The organism is Hwanghaeella grinnelliae, from assembly GCF_004005845.1.
Lineage (GTDB): Bacteria > Pseudomonadota > Alphaproteobacteria > UBA8366 > Aestuariispiraceae > Hwanghaeella > Hwanghaeella grinnelliae.
In genome coordinates, this window is record NZ_SADE01000001.1 from 528,427 (window position 1) to 545,765 (window position 17,339).

The 17,339-nt window shown below is 59.2% G+C and carries 18 protein-coding genes; 8 read left to right on the forward strand and 10 right to left on the reverse strand.

The features are described 5' to 3' along the window. Positions 1 to 57: 57 nt before the first annotated feature. Positions 58 to 591 carry a hypothetical protein gene (locus EOI86_RS02290; RefSeq protein ID WP_127763524.1) on the forward strand — a complete coding sequence of 178 codons (534 nt, stop codon included), beginning with the start codon at positions 58 to 60 and terminating at the stop codon, positions 589 to 591. Here EOI86_RS02290 and EOI86_RS02295 read toward each other — a convergent pair. Beyond that, positions 542 to 1,270 (reverse strand): Crp/Fnr family transcriptional regulator, encoded by a 729-nt coding sequence (locus EOI86_RS02295; RefSeq protein WP_127763525.1) that lies wholly within the window; start codon positions 1,268 to 1,270, stop codon positions 542 to 544. The two genes, EOI86_RS02290 and EOI86_RS02295, sit on opposite strands and share 50 nt — an antisense overlap. A 321-nt stretch (positions 1,271 to 1,591) precedes the next feature. Between EOI86_RS02295 and EOI86_RS02300 the strand changes: the two genes are divergently transcribed. The 4 genes from EOI86_RS02300 to EOI86_RS02315 all read left to right on the forward strand — a co-directional run bounded on the left by EOI86_RS02300 (position 1,592) and on the right by EOI86_RS02315 (position 5,219). Then, positions 1,592 to 2,221, forward strand: a complete 630-nt coding sequence (locus EOI86_RS02300) for a hypothetical protein (RefSeq protein WP_127763526.1) — start codon at positions 1,592 to 1,594, stop codon at positions 2,219 to 2,221. 24 nt (positions 2,222 to 2,245) lie between these two features. Then, positions 2,246 to 3,964 carry a C1 family peptidase gene (locus EOI86_RS02305; protein WP_127763527.1) on the forward strand — a complete coding sequence of 573 codons (1,719 nt, stop codon included), beginning with the start codon at positions 2,246 to 2,248 and terminating at the stop codon, positions 3,962 to 3,964. A gap of 65 nt (positions 3,965 to 4,029) precedes the next feature. Continuing rightward, positions 4,030 to 4,644 (forward strand): OmpA family protein, encoded by a 615-nt coding sequence (locus tag EOI86_RS02310; RefSeq protein ID WP_127763528.1) that lies wholly within the window; start codon positions 4,030 to 4,032, stop codon positions 4,642 to 4,644. After that, positions 4,641 to 5,219 carry a hypothetical protein gene (locus EOI86_RS02315; protein WP_127763529.1) on the forward strand — a complete coding sequence of 193 codons (579 nt, stop codon included), beginning with the start codon at positions 4,641 to 4,643 and terminating at the stop codon, positions 5,217 to 5,219. Before EOI86_RS02310 ends, EOI86_RS02315 begins: the two co-directional genes overlap by 4 nt. Before the next feature lie 12 nt (positions 5,220 to 5,231). On the opposite strand, the gene EOI86_RS02320 is transcribed toward EOI86_RS02315, so the two are convergent. The 3 genes from EOI86_RS02320 to EOI86_RS02330 form a co-directional block, all read right to left on the reverse strand. Further along, on the reverse strand, positions 5,232 to 5,681 hold the full coding sequence (locus EOI86_RS02320) for a YnbE family lipoprotein (RefSeq protein WP_127763530.1): 450 nt from the start codon (positions 5,679 to 5,681) through the stop codon (positions 5,232 to 5,234). Positions 5,682 to 5,704: 23 nt separating this feature from the next. Next, on the reverse strand, positions 5,705 to 8,986 hold the full coding sequence (locus EOI86_RS02325; protein WP_240035615.1) for an intermembrane phospholipid transport protein YdbH family protein: 3,282 nt from the start codon (positions 8,984 to 8,986) through the stop codon (positions 5,705 to 5,707). A 68-nt stretch (positions 8,987 to 9,054) separates the two neighbouring features. After that, complete coding sequence (locus EOI86_RS02330) at positions 9,055 to 9,795, reverse strand: hypothetical protein (RefSeq protein ID WP_127763532.1); 741 nt, start codon at positions 9,793 to 9,795, stop codon at positions 9,055 to 9,057. A gap of 209 nt (positions 9,796 to 10,004) precedes the next feature. Here EOI86_RS02330 and EOI86_RS02335 point away from each other — a divergent pair, with 209 nt between their 5' ends. Genes EOI86_RS02335 through EOI86_RS02345 form a run of 3 tightly spaced genes read left to right on the forward strand, consistent with a single transcriptional unit; the run spans position 10,005 to position 11,524 of the window. Then, entirely contained in the window at positions 10,005 to 10,628 is a 624-nt protein-coding gene (locus EOI86_RS02335) for a thioredoxin family protein (RefSeq protein ID WP_127763533.1), read from the forward strand. Between the two features lie 37 nt (positions 10,629 to 10,665). Beyond that, positions 10,666 to 11,094, forward strand: a complete 429-nt coding sequence (locus tag EOI86_RS02340) for a YeeE/YedE family protein (RefSeq protein ID WP_127763534.1) — start codon at positions 10,666 to 10,668, stop codon at positions 11,092 to 11,094. A gap of 4 nt (positions 11,095 to 11,098) precedes the next feature. Further along, entirely contained in the window at positions 11,099 to 11,524 is a 426-nt protein-coding gene (locus EOI86_RS02345; RefSeq protein ID WP_127763535.1) for a YeeE/YedE family protein, read from the forward strand. Between the two features lie 19 nt (positions 11,525 to 11,543). On the opposite strand, the gene EOI86_RS02350 is transcribed toward EOI86_RS02345, so the two are convergent. From EOI86_RS02350 to EOI86_RS02375, 6 genes are all read right to left on the reverse strand, one after another. Next, positions 11,544 to 13,022 (reverse strand): fused MFS/spermidine synthase, encoded by a 1,479-nt coding sequence (locus tag EOI86_RS02350; RefSeq protein ID WP_127763536.1) that lies wholly within the window; start codon positions 13,020 to 13,022, stop codon positions 11,544 to 11,546. Between the two features lie 42 nt (positions 13,023 to 13,064). Next, a complete protein-coding gene (locus EOI86_RS02355) occupies positions 13,065 to 14,051 on the reverse strand; it encodes an MBL fold metallo-hydrolase (RefSeq protein WP_127763537.1) in 987 nt (328 codons plus the stop codon). An 80-nt stretch (positions 14,052 to 14,131) separates the two neighbouring features. Further along, positions 14,132 to 15,406, reverse strand: a complete 1,275-nt coding sequence (locus tag EOI86_RS02360; RefSeq protein ID WP_127763538.1) for an NAD(P)/FAD-dependent oxidoreductase — start codon at positions 15,404 to 15,406, stop codon at positions 14,132 to 14,134. 19 nt (positions 15,407 to 15,425) lie between these two features. Next, a complete protein-coding gene (locus tag EOI86_RS02365) occupies positions 15,426 to 15,785 on the reverse strand; it encodes a c-type cytochrome (protein ID WP_127763539.1) in 360 nt (119 codons plus the stop codon). Positions 15,786 to 15,890: 105 nt separating this feature from the next. Next, positions 15,891 to 16,973 carry a YeeE/YedE family protein gene (locus EOI86_RS02370; RefSeq protein ID WP_127763540.1) on the reverse strand — a complete coding sequence of 361 codons (1,083 nt, stop codon included), beginning with the start codon at positions 16,971 to 16,973 and terminating at the stop codon, positions 15,891 to 15,893. Between the two features lie 9 nt (positions 16,974 to 16,982). Then, complete coding sequence (locus EOI86_RS02375; protein ID WP_127763541.1) at positions 16,983 to 17,333, reverse strand: ArsR/SmtB family transcription factor; 351 nt, start codon at positions 17,331 to 17,333, stop codon at positions 16,983 to 16,985. Positions 17,334 to 17,339: the final 6 nt, after the last annotated feature.

A 17,339-nucleotide genomic window follows, 5' to 3' on the forward strand; every position in this document is an offset into this window, starting at 1 on the left:
ACGAATATACCGATGGGCGAAATGTCACACAGCCGCTGGGGCGGAAACGGAATAGGAATGTCTGTCGAAAACGGAAAAATCACGGCGCACGGCTTTCCGATGCAGACCCCGTCCTTGTTGGAGGGGCAGGAGATACTTGCGGTCGTTGAAAGCCATCAGTCGCGGCAGCGGGCGATCTGTCGGGAATTGGAAACGGTGGCCGATTCCTTGCCTATGGATGTCGATCCGTCGCTTTGCATGCGGCTTGCCCGAACGTTGGTCCCTACGCTGCGATCGGCGCATGACTACAAGAAGGAATACCTCTGTGATTTGGCGCGCCGGGTTTTGAACGACCTCAGCAATATCGACGCAATTCTGGAACGGCTTTGCGCCGAGTACTACGAAACGGAATTGCTGGCGGAGGAAGTCGCGGAAGAGTTGTCCCAATGGGGCATTTGCGCGGATCACAAAAGCGCCGAAGCGATGGGCTATATGTTACGTGGATTCTTCGTTAGTCTGACGCGGCACGTGGACTTCGAATGCATCGTCCTGATCGAGCCGATCAAAACTCGCCTGTCTCGTCTCGAAGACGCTGTATATCCGGAACCGTGACGTGGCGGCTCTGCTCCAGTTCAATGATGCCTTCTTTTCGAAGCTTGGTGAACTGGCGGCTGACCGTTTCGATGGTCATGCCCAGGAAATCTGCGATGTCCGCGCGGGTGAGCGGCAGATCGAAGGTGATAGGAAGATTATCTTCCAGGTCCCGTTCAGGGTCGATTTGCGCCGCGATCATATAAAGGAAACTGGCGACCTTTTCGGAGGCCGTCTTTCGGCCCAGCGTCAGCATCCATTGGCGCGCTTCGTCCAACTCTTTCAACGTTTGCCGCAACAGCCGTTGTTCGACGCCGGGCGTTTCCTTCATCATCGCGTCCAGCTTCGAGCGCGGAAACGCGCAGAGTTTGACGGCGGTTGCCGCTTCCGCGGTGATCGAGGATGTTTCCTGGAACGGACGGCCAAGGAAATCCGGTGCGAATTGAAGCCCGACAATCTGTTGGCGACCGTCCGGCATCATTTTGCTCAGCTTCACGACGCCGCCCATGATGTTGGCGAAGGATTCCGCAGCCTCCGTCTCGCCCACAAGTTCGGTCCCGGCCGGAACCGTTTTCTTCGTGGTATGCTGGCTGAGATACTTTAATTCCTTGCCGCTCAACGCGCCGCAAATACCATTATGGCGCGCCTCACAGCTTCGGCACAGCTCAGGAATGTCAGTGTCGTTTGAAGTGTCACTCATGAATATGTCCGTCAAGCTCCTGCCGCACTTATAAGGTCTCGGGCGGCTTATTGCACTGCCTCAATTTAGCGCAGACCGTCGTATCTCACGCCCGGCCTGCAAGGCCAATCCGTTCACATCCCTTTTTCGGACGACAACGGATTGTCGCGACGCAGCTCATCAAGGCTGCCGAAGGGTGCGCATAGACCCCAGGTAGAACTTACCTATGGCCTTGAAAAAGAAAACAGATTAGCTTGACTGCCGAGATGGTGAATAAGCGATCGCAAATATTGGATCGTAGGTGTCTTGTCGGAAGTTGGGGCGGAAGACTTGGAGCGACCAATGACAATTTCGGTTAAGCCCCGTGCATACTTGGTCTCAGCTCTGCTGCTGGCCGTTCCCTTGGTATCCTGCCAGTCCACATCGCCGCGGAAACCGCCGACGGAAACCCAGGCGGTGACGACTGACCCGGCACCGGCAACGCCGGATTCCGCCGATGCCCCTGAAAAAACGCCGAAAACGGTGCAACAGGCTGCTGTGGAAGAAACAGAGCCCCCTGTCGCGCAATCGAACACAACCCAGCCGGTGACCCGGGTGAATCCGGAATCAGAGCTCATTTTCCTGGATTTTGCCGGTTTCGACGAGGATCTGTCCCGCGAGATGGCCGCCGACAAATCGATGATCGCGGTGGATGTTCCCGCAGCCTTCAGCCTGAACGACGTGCCGGAGCGTCTGGATCGATGGTTTTCCAAGGTGAAGGAAAGCGGCGGGGACGTGCAGGCGCGCGAGAAATTGAGTGAGGATGAGCGGCAAACGCGCGGCATCGTTGGTGTTTTGCTGGATATCGCCGTTTCGGCCTTCAAGGCGCACGAAGCAGAAGAAATGTTGCGTCCGGCACAGGACTACAACGTCCTGGTCGAATACAACAAAGATACCGGCAAGGCCGATCGGGTCCTGTTCTATCGGCGATAGGTCGGGTGCAATGAGTACTCCAAGATGGTGGTAAGACTTCCTTCCCTGAATTGGTTCGCGGCAGTTTCGGCAGCCGGGCTTATTCTCGCGGCCGGCGTTATCCTGCCCGCCGTTGCGCAATCGGCGGCCGATCAGCCCGGAACCGGATTGTTGCGGGAAGATCCGGTGCAGTACGAACGGTTTCGATCGGTACCGGCCTATCGCGATTATCTGCCGGACAGAGTCGATCTTTCAGACATGTTTCCGGAAGCCGGCAACCAAGGCACGCAGGGATCCTGCACCGCATGGTCGGTATCATATGGGTTGCGCGGTTTTTACCGGAATGTCGAAACGCAGTCCCGCCCGGCACGCGGTTTAAGCCCCGGCTTTGTCTACAATCAATTGAAGACCGACAGAAGCGACTGTGCGGAGCCGATCCGGATTTCCGATGCACTGAAGTTCCTGGAAAAACGCGGAACCGTGCCGTTCGATCAATTTCCTTATCGCGAGAATGCCTGTTCCGATTTGCCTGATCCGGCGCTGCAATCACTGGCGCAACAGAACCGTATCGATGGTTGGCGGCGGCTTGAGCACGACAGGTTGGACGATATCAAAGGCCAACTGGCCAGCGGCAATCCTGTGGTGATCGGCATGCTGGTCGACGAGTCGTTGGTCGACCTCAAACAAGGTGAGGTCTATGACCAACAAGTCGCCGGCGCGCCGGACTTCGTTCATGCCATGGTCCTGGTCGGGTATGATGAGGAAAAGCGCGCCTTTCGGGCATTCAACAGTTGGGGACGGGAATGGGCCGACCAAGGCCTGGGCTGGCTGAGTTATCGGTCGATTTTCTCCGATCTAGACTCTGCCTTCGTAGCCGAGGTGGCGGATTTTTCCGACGCAAAATTGGCCGCCGCGCGGGAGGTCGTCGCGGCCGCCAATGCCGCGGCAGTCAATGAACCGGCCCAGCAGACCATATCCCCGCCCGCGGTCGAGCCGGCAGCGACCGAACCGACCGTCGGTCAGAACACCAGCGAACCGAACATGGTACAGGGCTTGGCGCAGAAACCGGCCGTGACCAGCGGGCAATGGAAAGCCGACTTGGCGGTTGTTGCCGGCGGTTTCGAATGCGCCAATCTTTCCATGGAAATCAAGGATGGGGCGCTTCGAACCCTGAACGGCTATGTCGCGGTGGAGGAGGACTTGGCGCAACTGGGCCGGGTTCTGGCGAGCCATGCGGAAACACAGCAAGCGGCGCTGAAGGTTCGGGTCCGTCCCTGGCCGCAATGCGAGGCACTGAACACCTTCGCGCGGACCTTCGCGCGCCCCCAGGGATTGGCCATTGAAACGGTTGCCGTCGATCAAACAAAGACGTCGACGTTCAAACAAGACGACTATCTGGGTATCCGTGTCACGACCCCGGATTTTCCCGCCTATTTGTACGTCACCTATCTGCAGTCCGGCGGCGACGCGGTTCACCTGGTCGGGTGGCAGAAGGGTGATAAACAATATCCGGCCGGGACGGACGCCTTTTTCGGTTTGGATGAAAAAGCAGCCCGATTCCGCGTTTCCCCGCCGTTCGGGCGGGAAATGGTGATCGTCGTCGCATCCCGCGAGCCGCTTTTCGATCAAGGATATGATATTGTCGAGGAAGATCGGGCTTATTTGACGCGGTTTCGTCAACGGATGCTGGATATCGGCAAAGGAACCATAAAGGGCCGGTTTGCCGCGGGGGCCGCGTATCTGACGACGAAACCCGTGGAATGACCGTGTGAAGCGGCGGCAAGTCGAGACCGTCCGAAACGGTCTGCGACGCCAGGAGGAAATATCGGATGAAAGTCTTAGAAACACGGCGGAATCCCATTCAGCAAAGGCTTGGGCCAGCTTTCGTGGTGGCGGCATTTGTGTTGTTGATCTTTTGGTCCCCTGCGCAGGCGCAGGGCGTCGTGCAGGACCCAAGCGTGGAGGACCTGATCCGACAATTGAAGCCGGCGGAAGGTCAGGCAAAGCCGGTATTCCGCAGCCTGGGCGCCGCGACGCGCGGCATCCAAGTCGAACTGCCCGGCGGTTCCGGTGACAGCGCGGACCAACCAGCGGCGCCGACCGTGAATCTCAGCATCGAATTCGACTTCAATTCCCATACGCTGACGCCGAAAGGGAAACAGGCGCTGTCCACTTTGGGCGAGGCGCTCGTGTCGAATGAACTGGAGGAATTCCACTTCCTGGTTGCAGGGCATACCGACGCGGTCGGCGGCGACGACTACAATATGATCCTGTCTGAATTGCGGGCCCGCAGCGTCCGCGATTTCCTGGTTGGAACCTATGGAATCAAGTCGGACAGACTGGTCGCGCAAGGCTATGGGGAAACACGGCTGCTCAAACCCGATCAGCCGGATGCGGGCGAAAACAGGCGGGTGCAGATTACCAATCTGGGGGCCGAGGATTGATCACCCCCGCATTGTGCGCCTGGGTGAGGACGTTTACTGCGGTCGTGCTTCTCTGTCTGCTGGCTTCCTGCAACACGACCGGAAAACCGTCCGCACAATCAGGGCCGGCGCCTAAGACGGCGGCGGCCGCGGATGTGGCCACGTCCGACAATGTGAGGCTCGACAATGTGACGCCGGAAGAGACAACAGAGCCGGGGAACGGGCCCGAGGAACTGATCTACGACCCGGATAGCCTGACTTTCGATATCAGCCTTTCCGCCGCGCTGCGGGCGGCCGACAATGTTTTGTTCCTGCGAACTCCGGCGAATGTGAACCTGAACGAGATACCCGACGATTTGGACAAGTGGCTGTCCCGCATTCGTGACAATGGCGGAACCGTCAAAGCGGCGCCCTTACCGCCCGGCGGCAGGCCGAACCGGTCGTTGCTGGGAATCCTGATCGACGTTGTGCTGTTCTTTGTCGGACTGGCGAAGGATGAAATCATCTTTTCAGCCGTCGATGACTTCGACGCCGTGATGTATTTCGATAAGCCGACCGGTGATGTGAAATGGATCGTCTTCACCAGAAGCCGATAGGCGCAAAACGGTCTAGTTTTTTCGCACCCAGGTGCCGTCGTCGTTCTGTACGAATTCGCCCGGCAGGCTCTTGTCGATGAATTTTTTTCCGGCGACGAGTTCTACGGTTTTCAATGGCGCGTTGTGACGGCTGGCGATGGCGTTGAATTCCAGCAGCCGGTCTTCGTTAGCCTGTTGGACGATCTCGGCGATGTCGGATGGTGCGTCCGGCCGAACCAGGGCGAGGTAACCGTCAGAGCGTTCGCCGATCCAACCGGCCCGTTTCGCAAGTGGGATAGCCGGTTCGGCCGCCAGCCCATCGACATCCCGTTCGACTTTCAGGTTCACTTCCTGGGTGATGTTGATATCGACCTTCAGGTGGATCGGCTTGTCGGGGGCTTCCACCTTCACGGTGGGCGTGCAGCCGCCGATACCCAGCGCCAAGGCTGTCGAGACAAACCCGATGTATAGGTATCGTTTCATTCATCCCCCATTCGGCCTTGCGGTCATTCTATTTGTCCAAACCGGCGCATGCGCTCCAGAATTTGGCTCGGCACTTGGTATGTCGCCAGCCCGTCATTCATGATCGCGCCTAGTGGACCGTTTACGTTCACATCCAGAACCACCGGATATCCGTCCAGATAATCCGGATTGGCCCCTTCAACATGCAGGCCGATACCCACACCGCCGCTCAAACCGCCGTCGATGTCGATCCGCAAATTCGAATATTGCAGGTTAGAGAGCACGTCGTCCACTGCGGTGGGCTCTTCTCCCTCTTCCAGAGATCTCTTGTACCGCAGAATGCCAGGACCGCGCGTCTCCAAATAGCCTTGCCGGACGGCGGGGCCTTCGACGGTGAAGTGGATCGGAAGTGTCCCGTCCAGGATGCCCTCGCCGGTGATGCCTTTGTCAGGCACCAATTCGGTCAATTTTTCCAGTCTTGCGCCTTTTACCGAAAGGTCGAGCGACTCCAACGGGGTGTCAGGCGCGATCTGGAAGGGGGCTATGGAAACCGTGCCGCCAGCCCAATTAAAGCTGAGTTTTTCCAAGTTGAAGCGGGATGTATCGCTTATGTCGAAAAGCGCGATCCCGTCGGTCAGGGGAAACCCCAAATCCAGAACCCCGACGGACAAAGCCTGATCCGGAGCGGTGGCGAAAGGATAGAAGGACGCGACGTCGATATTGGCGTTGACGGCCCGAGCGGACACTTGCTCCCCGGCGAATTCCATGCCGTCAAGCAGCAGCTGCCCAATCTGACTTTGTATACCGTCGCTGCCCGCGCAGACCTTTCCGGTCAGCCCCAATTGGCCGAACGACACCTCGCCCTGCAAGGGGATTGGTCCCGACCCCGGTAAGACGGCGGAACCGCGCCGGATCAACAGGTCCGCGTTGCCGCATCCTTCACCGCCTTCCCAACTGGCCGATGCCGCACCCAGCAATTGACCAGCGGGTCGGGAGACAACGCCCTGTAAAATGCTGGTGACATCGGAGAATTTGTTCACGCCCAGACCGAATACGAAGGGGTGGAGCCGAAACGTCGCATCGCCTTTTCGCGTGGACAGTCTGTGTTCCGCATCCCACTCCAATATCAACGGCGTGTTACGAGGGATGACCTTGCCCGACGCCACCAACCTATCCTGCTTGGACGCGGTCGATTTAACTGTCAGTTCCAGTGGAGCGAAGAGGCGTGGCTTGCGCAAATCCGACACCGTCGCCGCAAGCGTGACGCCAAGTTCCTTGCCGGCGTTTTCGCCGGCGGCGGCAAGCCGAAATTCGTCGATGCGCAGCAGGGAGGACGGCAGAGTAACAGCGCCCAACGATATATCGGAGGTGACACCGACCGTTCCATCCGGTGAGAGGTGGGCATGCAAGACGGCTTCGTTGTTCTTGCCGTTCAGGCGTGCCCGCCAACCGTCTTTGCCTGTCATAACAATGTCGCGGCCCAGCATCGACAACCGAGCATTCATCGATGCCGTGGCCAAGTCGCCGGCCGGGCCCGTTGTTATGGTCAGGAAGTCGCCACCGTCTTCCCGCAGGCAAAGGCGCATGGTTCGCATGTCGATTTGGAAATCGCCGCTGAGAAGTTTCGGAACCAGAAATTCAGCGCAATCCCGAATGCGCAGGGTCAGCCTGTCCGGCGCAATTTGCCAGGACAGTGGAATGCTGACCTTTCCAGATGGAATGTAAAGGGTGTCGCGGTTACCGCCAGACAGCGCCGCCGTCAGATCCGCCAATCCGGATCCACCCGACTCGGTGGCGCTGGCGGTCGCGTCGAGTGTCACGTCGGTCAGGGTGACGTCATCGATCACGGCGCTGTCCATCGATAGGCTCAGGGCGTCGGCCGTCAGATCGAAAATGCCGGCCCGTGGGTCCAGGATCACCGATGCCGAAAGCGCAGTATCCAGGGCGGGCAAGGCACCGCCTTCCAGTCGGACGGCGCCATCAAACCGGCTTTTCTGCAGAATTTGGCCTGGGTCTAGGATCAGCAAGGGCGTCGCATCCGTTTGCGATATTGAGACGAGCAAGGGGGTCACCGGTCCCGGTTGGCCCAGCGGGCCCAGCATTGTCAGCCAATCTTCCGCATCGATGGGGGACAGGGAAGCCTGTATGCCTTTCGGCACCTGGACCGCGATACGGCCATCCCCTGTTCGTTCCAAGCTTATCGCTGCCTTCATATCCGCGCGGCCCGGCAGGGCAGGGGATTCTATTTCGCTTCCCTCCAATTCGATGGCTAGGGACGGGAAGCCCTTGGCGAGGGCAAGCAGCCCATCCACACCGGCCAGCGATTGCAGGTTTCCAACGCGATCGTCGAGAGACACGTGAAGCCTGGCGGCACCATGGGTCAGGGGCACAGGCAGTAACCCGGACGGGAACAGCGCCGCGTCCGATGCCGACAGTGAAACATCGATGGCGATCGGTTGCGCGGCAAGCGGTTCGGCGAGCGAGGCGGCAATATCCAGGCTGGCTTTCAGCCCATGTTTCTCGTCCGCGGCAAGAAGACTGGCCGTCATGCGGTTCTGGCGGATCGAAACGGTCATGTTTCCCGAGGTCGCAAGACCGAAAGGAAGGGACACTTTCGATACCCGGAGGTCGCCGACTGCTTGCAGCGCGGATAAATCGTCCAGCGGTGTTTCCAGGGAAAGGTTGCCGTCCTGCGCCGTGACTTCGTAGCCTTGGACCGCCGCACGGCCGTTTGCCAGTTGCATCCCAGCGGTCAGTTTGCCGTCCCCGGAAACCGTTGCTTCGACGTCCGCTGTCAGGCTGAGTTCCGGGCTTGCTACGGAAATCCGTCCTGGGCCGATATCAAGGCCGCCCGATGGGTTGCGCTGAACCGTTCCATTGATCGTGATGGCGGCTATGGTGCCGGCGTCCTTCACCAACACGACCCGTGCATTGCCAAGGGTGAGTTTTCGGAAAGGCCAGTTTAAGGAGCCGATCGCGATTTCCTCGTCCGTCTCTTCCGTTGCACCGTAGACGAATGGGTCCAGTTCCCCGAAGGAAAGGCCCTGATCGCGCTGAATGACGGTCAATTCAAGATCGTCCACGGCAATTTCGCCGACTTCACCGTCGATCAATTCCCGCCAGGTGAACACGGCTGAAATGCGGGGTATCTTCAATGCGCCTTCACGGCCGATTCGGATGCCTTCCAAGGTGACCGTTTCCAGCGACAGATCGCGGAGTTCGAAGTCGACTTCGGGTAGGCCGTTTTCGCGCAATACCTTTTGGGCCCAATCGACGACGACACCCGGACCCTGCCATGCCAGATAGCCAGCACAAACGGCCAGCACGAAGATCAAGGTCAGGAAGCCCCGAAAAAGGAACTTGCGGCCACCCCTGGCCGGCTTTTCGGAACGGGTCAGAATTTACCGGCCTTCCCCAACCCTTCCAGCAAGCGATCGACATCCGCTGTCAGTGCAAGCAGCATGGCTTGGTTGGGGCATCCGTTTTCTGACATCCAGGCCGCCGTATGCATGCGTGTCGGCAGGGTGGCCGGAACCCGCAGCAAGGTCAGGTCCACGGCCGGACCGCTGCTAATGGCCAGGTTATAGGATTGACCGTTCCGTCGCGGCAGATCCACCGGCCAGTTGAGCACGGTATCGCCACGGTTCCACTTTACGGCGGCTTCGCCTTCCGGTGAGGTGAACAGGACCCTGTCGTCCCGGTCGGTCGAGTCACGCCAAAGGCTCAGATTGTCCGGGTCGTCGAAACAATAATTGCCGCCTTCGGCGGGAACATAGTCCCATGGCGCCGGTGTCGCCGTTCCGAAGGTCCGGTAGGTCCGGATGGCGGTTCCGACCCGGTTGGACTTGAACAGCGCTGCCATCTTTTGGACCAGAGCCGCCTCACCCTCATCGGTTGGCGACTCCACGATGCCTTGGAAGGGACCGACGACCTCGATCTTCTCGCCCGCCTCGTTGACCAATGTGACACGTGTCTCAGCCCCCAGGAACAGGCCGGCCTCCGCCTCCAGCACATCGCCCCGGCGCAGGTCGCTGTCCCCCGCGACATCCAGGACGACAAGGGTGTTCGCCGCCGCAATGCCGGCGGGCATGGCCATTATCGATACCAGAAGTGCCGCCAGAATGGATTGCCGCATCGCTCTGTCCCCTGTCCTGTATCGTCTGCCGCGTTCTTGTTTTATCGGCGGGTTATCGGTTGCGCGCCGGAATTTGCGGAACAGTGTACTCCAGTAGAACGAAATACGGAATTCTCCCTGCGAGGCTTGCGCCACGCGGAAGACTAGCCATATGACAAAACACATAGTAAAATGCATATGTGTATATAGAAAATGGCAGGGGTGGATCCATGTACTCTCGGCGACAGTTTTTCAATTTGGCCGGCGCGGCGGCTTTGGCGGCGCCGATGGCGGGTTTGAGTACGGTAAAAAAGGCGGCCGCTGTGGAACTCTCCGACGACGGTCTGCACATCCAGGATTGGTTCATCGACAGTTTTCTGGACCTTTCTGAAGACCATGCAACGGCCGCTGCGGAAGGCCGGCATTTCGCGGTGATCATCGAACAGCGTGGTTGCCCTTATTGCCGGAAAACTCATGAGATCAATTTCGCGCATCCGAAGGTGCGGGACTATATCCCGGCGAATTTCGACGTGCTCCAGCTCAACCTACATGGCAGCAGACTGGTGACGGATTTCGACGGGGAAGAGTTGGAGGAACGGGATATCGCCCGAAAGTGGCTGGTGAATTTTACGCCAACGATCGTCTTCTTCCCAATGAGTGCGGAAGCGGTTGCAGGCAAGTCCGGCCGCGACGCGGAGGCGGCGCGTCTGCCCGGGTACTTCCGCCCCTTCACCTTCATGCAGATGTTCAAATACGTGCAGGAAGAGAAATTCGCTGACAGCACATTCCAGCGGTACCTTGCCGATCGCGTGGCCGAGATGGAGGCGCAAGGCCTCGATCCCGCTGCATGGTAGGGACTGCCGGACCGCTGTTCATTTTATTGGAGATGTAATGCATATCGATTTCACGGATTGGTCGATGGGACTGATCGGCGGCCTTTTCATCGGGGCTGCGAGCGCCTTGTTTCTATTGGGGCTGGGCCGCGTCGCGGGGATCAGCGGAATCACCGGCGATCTGTTGATGGGCAATAAGAACGGTAGGTTTCTGGAAAACCTGGCCTTTGTCGCCGGGATCGTCCTGTGCCCGCTGATCTATGCGCAGGTCGTGGCGGCGCCGGTCATTCAGATCACGGAGTCCTTGCCGTATCTGATCGTCGGCGGGTTGCTGGTCGGTTTCGGAACGCGCCTGGGCAATGGCTGCACCAGCGGTCACGGTGTCTGCGGCTTGTCGCGCCTTTCGGTCCGGTCCTTCATTGCGACCGGCACTTTCATGGTCGTGGCGGCCTTGGTCGTCGCTTTCCTCAAGACGCGGTTGGGATAAGGCCATGCGGATTGTCATTGCCTTGATCAGCGGCTTGCTGTTCGGCCTGGGCCTCGTCGTATCGAATATGATCAACCCGGACCGGGTGCTTGCCTTCCTGGACGTCGCCGGCGGCAGTTGGGACCCGACCCTTGCCTTCGTGATGGGTGGCGCGCTGATACCGATGGCGCTTGCCTGGATCTGGTCCCGGCGGCAAGCCTATCCCTTCGCTGGCAGTGCATTCCCGGAACCTCCGCGTTTCGGTCCGGATCTTCGGCTTGTGGCCGGGGCGGCCATGTTCGGCGCGGGTTGGGGATTGGTCGGGTTTTGTCCAGGGCCGGCCCTGTCCGCGTTGACCCTGGGCGGGACGCCGGTGCTGATCTTCGTCGCTGCGATGATCGCGGGGATGGTTCTGCACCTGCTTCTGATGCTGATGACGCATCGCCGCTAGGGAACAGGCGGGTCCTTTCCTACTGAACCGTGTCGGACACCAATCCCAGCAGGTGCTCCAACGGTGCGTGATCGTCGGTCAGGATCATGGGGGAGGCCAAGTCTTGCGCTTGCACCGGGTGGGGTGCCCAGCCTTCGATCGAGGCCCTTTCCGCGCCGAACAGAACTTCCGGCCGGTTTGCCGCCGCGATGACGAATGTGTGGCGGTTCGGCCCGGCGCTGGGCTGGTCGTCGCGCCATACGACGACCGAGGGGAATACATCCGACAGGGTCGCCAGAACCGCGTGTAACGCCGTGGGGTCCGGCATTCGATCGACCAGGTTTAAAAGGTAAATGCCCTGCGGCCGCAATTTGCTTGAAACAAGCGTGGCGAATTCGCGCGTGACCAGATGGAACGGCGCGGCGACATCTTTGAAGGCATCGCCGACAACGAGGTCGAAGGCCGCATTTGCCTGTTGGGTCAGCGCCAGACGTGCATCCTGGTGCAGGACTTCCATTTCCGCCGTGTCGACCCAAAAGAAGTCCTGCGCGACTTTCGTCACTGTGGGGTCGATTTCCGCCACCACGATCCGGCCACGGCCCAGCCAGGCCCGCGGCAGCGTATAGGCACCGCCGCCGACGAAGAAGGCCGCCCCGCCTTCGGGCTTCAGAATGCGGGCCGCGGCGTCCATCTGGGCCGCATAGGGGCTCAAGATCGCTGTCGGATTACCTTCCATATTCACACCATGGACAAGATGGTCCAGAACCATGCCGCGGATGCTGCTGCTGGCGACATTCGGCCCATCAAAGCCGATAACCCGGATACAGAAGGTGGGTGATTCCTCGTCACAGACGCTTTGCCAATGCCTGTCAGCGCCGAAACCCATGGCGATGATGACAGCGGCGGCTGCGATGCCGCCAAAGCGCTGCCAGGTAAGCACTAGCCACAGGGCGGCGAGAGCGCCAAGCACGCCTGCCGCGGCGATGGTTGATTGCGCACTGCCAAGATAGGGGATCAAAAGGAAGCCGGACCCGGCCGAACCGGCAATTGCACCCGCCGAGCCCGCCGCATATATCGCGCCCAGGGCACGTCCTTCGCGGCCCGGTGTCATGGTCACGACCGCCGTTGCGATGATCGGCGAGGCTACCCCGCCCAGGAAGGCAGGCAGGAAGAACAGGCCGAGCGACATCAAGATCACGCCGGTCATGGCATTGTCGGTATTCGACAGGATCGACGCCGCCAGTGGTTTAACCAGCAACAGGATCGAGATTGTGGCGAAGGCGGCTGCGAACAGGACCATGCCCAATCTGCGGAGGTCCGAATTCAAACGCCCGCGCGACAGATAGCCGCCGGTCCAGTTCCCGACGGTCAAACCGGCCAGCACGGTCGAGATGATCGCCGTCCAGGTATAGACGGACATCCCGACATAAGGGGCGAGCAAGCGTCCTGCGAGGATCTCCAACACCAGCACTGCGGCGGAAGACAGGAAAGCCGTCAGGACAAGAAGCGCCCGCGTCACCGAGCGATCCGCCGGGGAATGTCGATCATGCCCGTCATTCGATTATTCAAACTCCATCTCGACATAAACGAATCCGGCGTTCTTGGTCGCCAGCTCTTCATAGGTGTCCAAATGCTCGTAAGGACTTTGATCGACATAATAGGCATCGTCCAGCGTTCCCCCATTATCCAAGTGTTCGCGGATCTTGCCGCGCAGATAGACCAGATAGTCGTGGGTATAGCGGCGGACCTGGTCCATATTCGTCGGATGTCCGTGACCGGGGATGACATAGGTCGCGTTTAATTTCTCGAACTCGTTCTCCCAGGTGTCTATCCAAGCGCCGGTTTCGGTGTCGTCGAAGATTGGCAGCATCCGCTCGTGGAAGGCCATGTCGCCGGCGATGACCAGCCCCTGTTCCGGTAGCCAGACCGAGATATCGCCGGAACTGTGGGCCGGCCCCAGATGCAAAACCTCGATATGGAACCGGCCCATGTCGATGACATATTTGTCGTCGAAGGTTTCGGTCGGGGGGACGACCTCCGTGCCTTCGGCCAATTCTTCGTTATAGCCCTTCATGCGTTCCAGGATTTCGTATCCATGGGCGGTGAATTCCTCCGCCGCATCCGAATGCGCCAGGATCGGCACGCCTTGCTTGGCCCAATAGGAATTGCCCAGCATGGCGTGGCCTTGGCCGTTCTCGTTGATGACAAGGCGGACCGGTTCGTCTGTCACCTTTTTGATTTCATCGTGCAGGGCTTCGGCCAGCAGGGCACAGGCCCCACCGTTGATGACGATCACGCCTTCACCGGTGACGATGAACGTGAGGTTGTTGTTGTGCCCCGCATTCGCCTTGCCGGGAGGGGCCGTCGCCCCGATGGCGGAAAATACATGGGGAATGAACTCCACCGGTTTCGAATACAGGACGGAACCCGGATACATGTCGGGGATATCCTGGCTTGCCCAAGCGGCGCTGGATGCGACCAGTGTGAAAGCGGCGAACAAGGCCGCTTTGACGGGACGAAACGGAGCAAAATAGTCGAAGGGAGGCATTGAAAAACTCCAGGTCTGTAGAAAAACACCGGGGCCGATAACAAAGTCGGGCGCTGCTGGAACAGGGGATGGAAGGTGGGTCAGCCGAACATGTCCGCAGTTATCCCGGAATACCAACCGACGGCTTCCTTGGCGTTGTCCGCGCGCAGGGTACCGCTCTCGCCGGTCTTGCTGATGAAACCATCTATCTTCGCGATTTTTTCTTCGGTGGCCTGATAGCTTGCCCCGACCTTCACCGCATCGCTTGGGGCGAGGAGGCTCCAGCACGTATTTGCGAAACGGGGCGGGAAGGCCCGCGAGTCGATCAATGCGTGACGGATTGCCATGGCGCAGGCCTTGGCTTGGCTATTGGCGGAAAAGCCCGATTTCGGCATGTCGCCGGCGATTGTGCTGTCGCCGACCAGATGGATGTCGGCCACCAGCTTCGATTCCATGGTTGCCGGGACAATGGGGCACCAGCCGGTAACATCCGCAAGGCCGGTATCGCGTGCGATCTTGCCGGCCGTCTGCGGCGGTATCACGTTTACGACGTCGCCCTTGAATTCCTCGTCGGGTGTCTTGACTGACATGCTGGCCGTATGGACCGCGTTGACACCGCCGGAGAGCATTTCCCGCGGCAGCCATTCGATCATCCCATCGTAGTAGCGGCCCCAGGCTTCCTGGAACAAAGCCATCTTGGAAAATTTGCCCTTAGGGTCGAGGATCAGGATTTTCGACTTTGGCTTATTGTTCTTCAGGTAATGTGCGACCATCGAGATCCGCTCGTATGGCCCCGGCGGACATCGATATGGGTTCGGTGGCGCGACCATGATGAAAAGGCCGCCATCCTTCATCGCATGCAACTGGTCATGTAGCAGAACGGTCTGCGGGCCCGCCTTATAAGCGTGCGGCATTATCTGCGTGGCGTCGGGGCCATAGCCGTCGATTTCGCCATATTTGAAATCGATGCCCGGCGCCAGGATCAACCGGTCGTAGGGCAGCTTCGCGCCATCCGCCAGCGTCAGGGTCTTTTCGTCGGGGTCGATGCCGGTCGCCATCTGATGGACGATGTTGATGCCGATATCCGCGAGGCCGCTATAGGAATGGGTGATGGATTCGAAATTCCGGAATCCGCCGATATACCAGTTGCTGAAAAAGCAGGTTGTATAGGCCTTGTTCGGCTCGACCAAAGTAACGTCGATGGCGCCTTTAGAGTCCTTGGCGATGTAGTGCGCGGCAGTCGCACCGCCGGGGCCGCCGCCGACCACGACGACCTTCGGCTTAGCGGCGCGCGCTATGCTCAGGGGCAGGGCGGCGGCCGCCACACCGACCCCCGCGTTTTTCAAGATTTTTCGCCGGTTGATCGGTTTATTCATTCTTTCCTCCCAATCGGTATTATTTGGCCAGCGACCTGAAATAGGCGGCTAGTGCCTCCATATCCTTTTCCGTCAGCCGTTTGACGATGGTCCTCATTGTGGGATTTTCTCGATCCGTGCCGAGATAGGCCTTCAATGCGTCGACGAAATGCTGCTCGTCCCAGCCGACAATGGCGGGAATGCCCTCAAACTCTCCATCGGCGCGATGGCATGTCGTGCATTCTGATGCCAGATAGGCCCCGTATTCCAGGTCCGCCGCGCATGCGGGCCGGTCCAACGGCGATATAGCCGGAACGATGAATGCCAGGACGACTGCCGATAGGGGCAATCCGACACGGGTACGCTGTGCCGATACATTCAGCACATTTTGGGTTTCCATCCCTGAATCCGACTTCTTTGTTTTTCTAGTCGTTTCTATTCAATATCACACATGGCGATATTTCTATATAAAAAACTGCATTTCGCACGCCGCGGATCGGCCGAGTCAGGCGCGGGCGGAAAGTGTCCATCCATGGATCAGGATATGCAGGCCGAGCGCGGCACCCAGCCACATGGAGAAAAGCGCCAGAAAAGATGGAACGGCCAGGGTCGATACGCCGGTCAGTCCCTGGCCGATGGAGCACCCCATGGAAAGCACACCGCCAAAACCCATCAGGATGGCGCCGGCGATATGACGCCGCATCTCTCTTGGTTCGTCGAAACCTTCCAGTCTGACTTCGTTTTTCTGTCGGGCGGCAAGGAAACTTCCCCCGAAAACGCCGAGCAACATGCCGACGCCGAACGAGATCGTCGCGCCGGTAAAGGTCATGAAATAAATAAGGGTAGAGGAAGCGGCTGCGACGAAACTCAATGACTCCGTCGGCTGGGGTTCGAACTCGTCGGCGCCGATATAGCCTGTCGCAAACCATCCGGCCACGACGAGAAGGCCGACCATGACGGAACCGAAGAGGGCCCGTCGGTTGGTACGGAATTCCGTATCCTTCAGACACCAAATGGCAAGCGCCGCTGTCATGAGCAAGGAGACGGGCATCGCCAGGGCATCGGGTTCAAGGTCGAACGCCAAGGCCAATAGCCCATGCACCGTGGCCGTCGCCCCCGCCGGCAGGGAAAAGGAAAGCGGCTCAATCAAAGTTTGCCGGGGGATGGCAAGAAAGCCTCGGATCGTCATGTATCCGACGATCGCGATAATGCCGACGGTCATCAGCCCGCGCAGATCGCCGCTGCCGGCGCGCAGGGCGGACCCGAACCCGCACGTGCCGACCGCCGCCATGCCCACACCGAAGATTAAACCGCCCAGGATGGGGCCAAGGATCGCGACACGGGGCAGCATGTGTACGGTATTCGAAAGGTCGACTAGGTCGTATTGGACCAGAAGGAATGTGCCCAGAATGGCAACGGCGATTGCGAACACCCACATTCGCATTTGGACCCAATGCTCGCCGTAGACGGCCGTTTCGACCGCACTCAATGTGCAGAAACGCGTAATACGGCCGATATAACCGAAGATCAGACCGATAATTGCCCCAATGGAAGCGACGATGCTTTGGATGGGGACGTCTTCAAACATCGGGGTCTACTATGACGTTTCTCGGCACAGCCCGGCCGGTTCGCAATACAATCGATACAATGTCTGAATGATCTCCCGGACAGCGGGATCGGCGATGGAATAATAGATCGCTTTGCCTTCCCGGCGTGTCGAAACCAGGTCATCCGCGCGCAGCCGGGTCAACAATTGGGAAACGGCGGGTTGTTTTAAGGAAAGCAGGCGTTCCAGTTCGGTGACGGCCTTTTCGCCGTCGGCCAAGAGGCACATCACCAAAAGCCGATGCTCGTGGCCCAGGGCTTTCAGGACATTCGCCGCGTGCCGCGCCTTGTCGACCATGTCGTCCTTGAACTCCAGGACCTCTTCCTCAGATGGGAGCGCCATCACTCA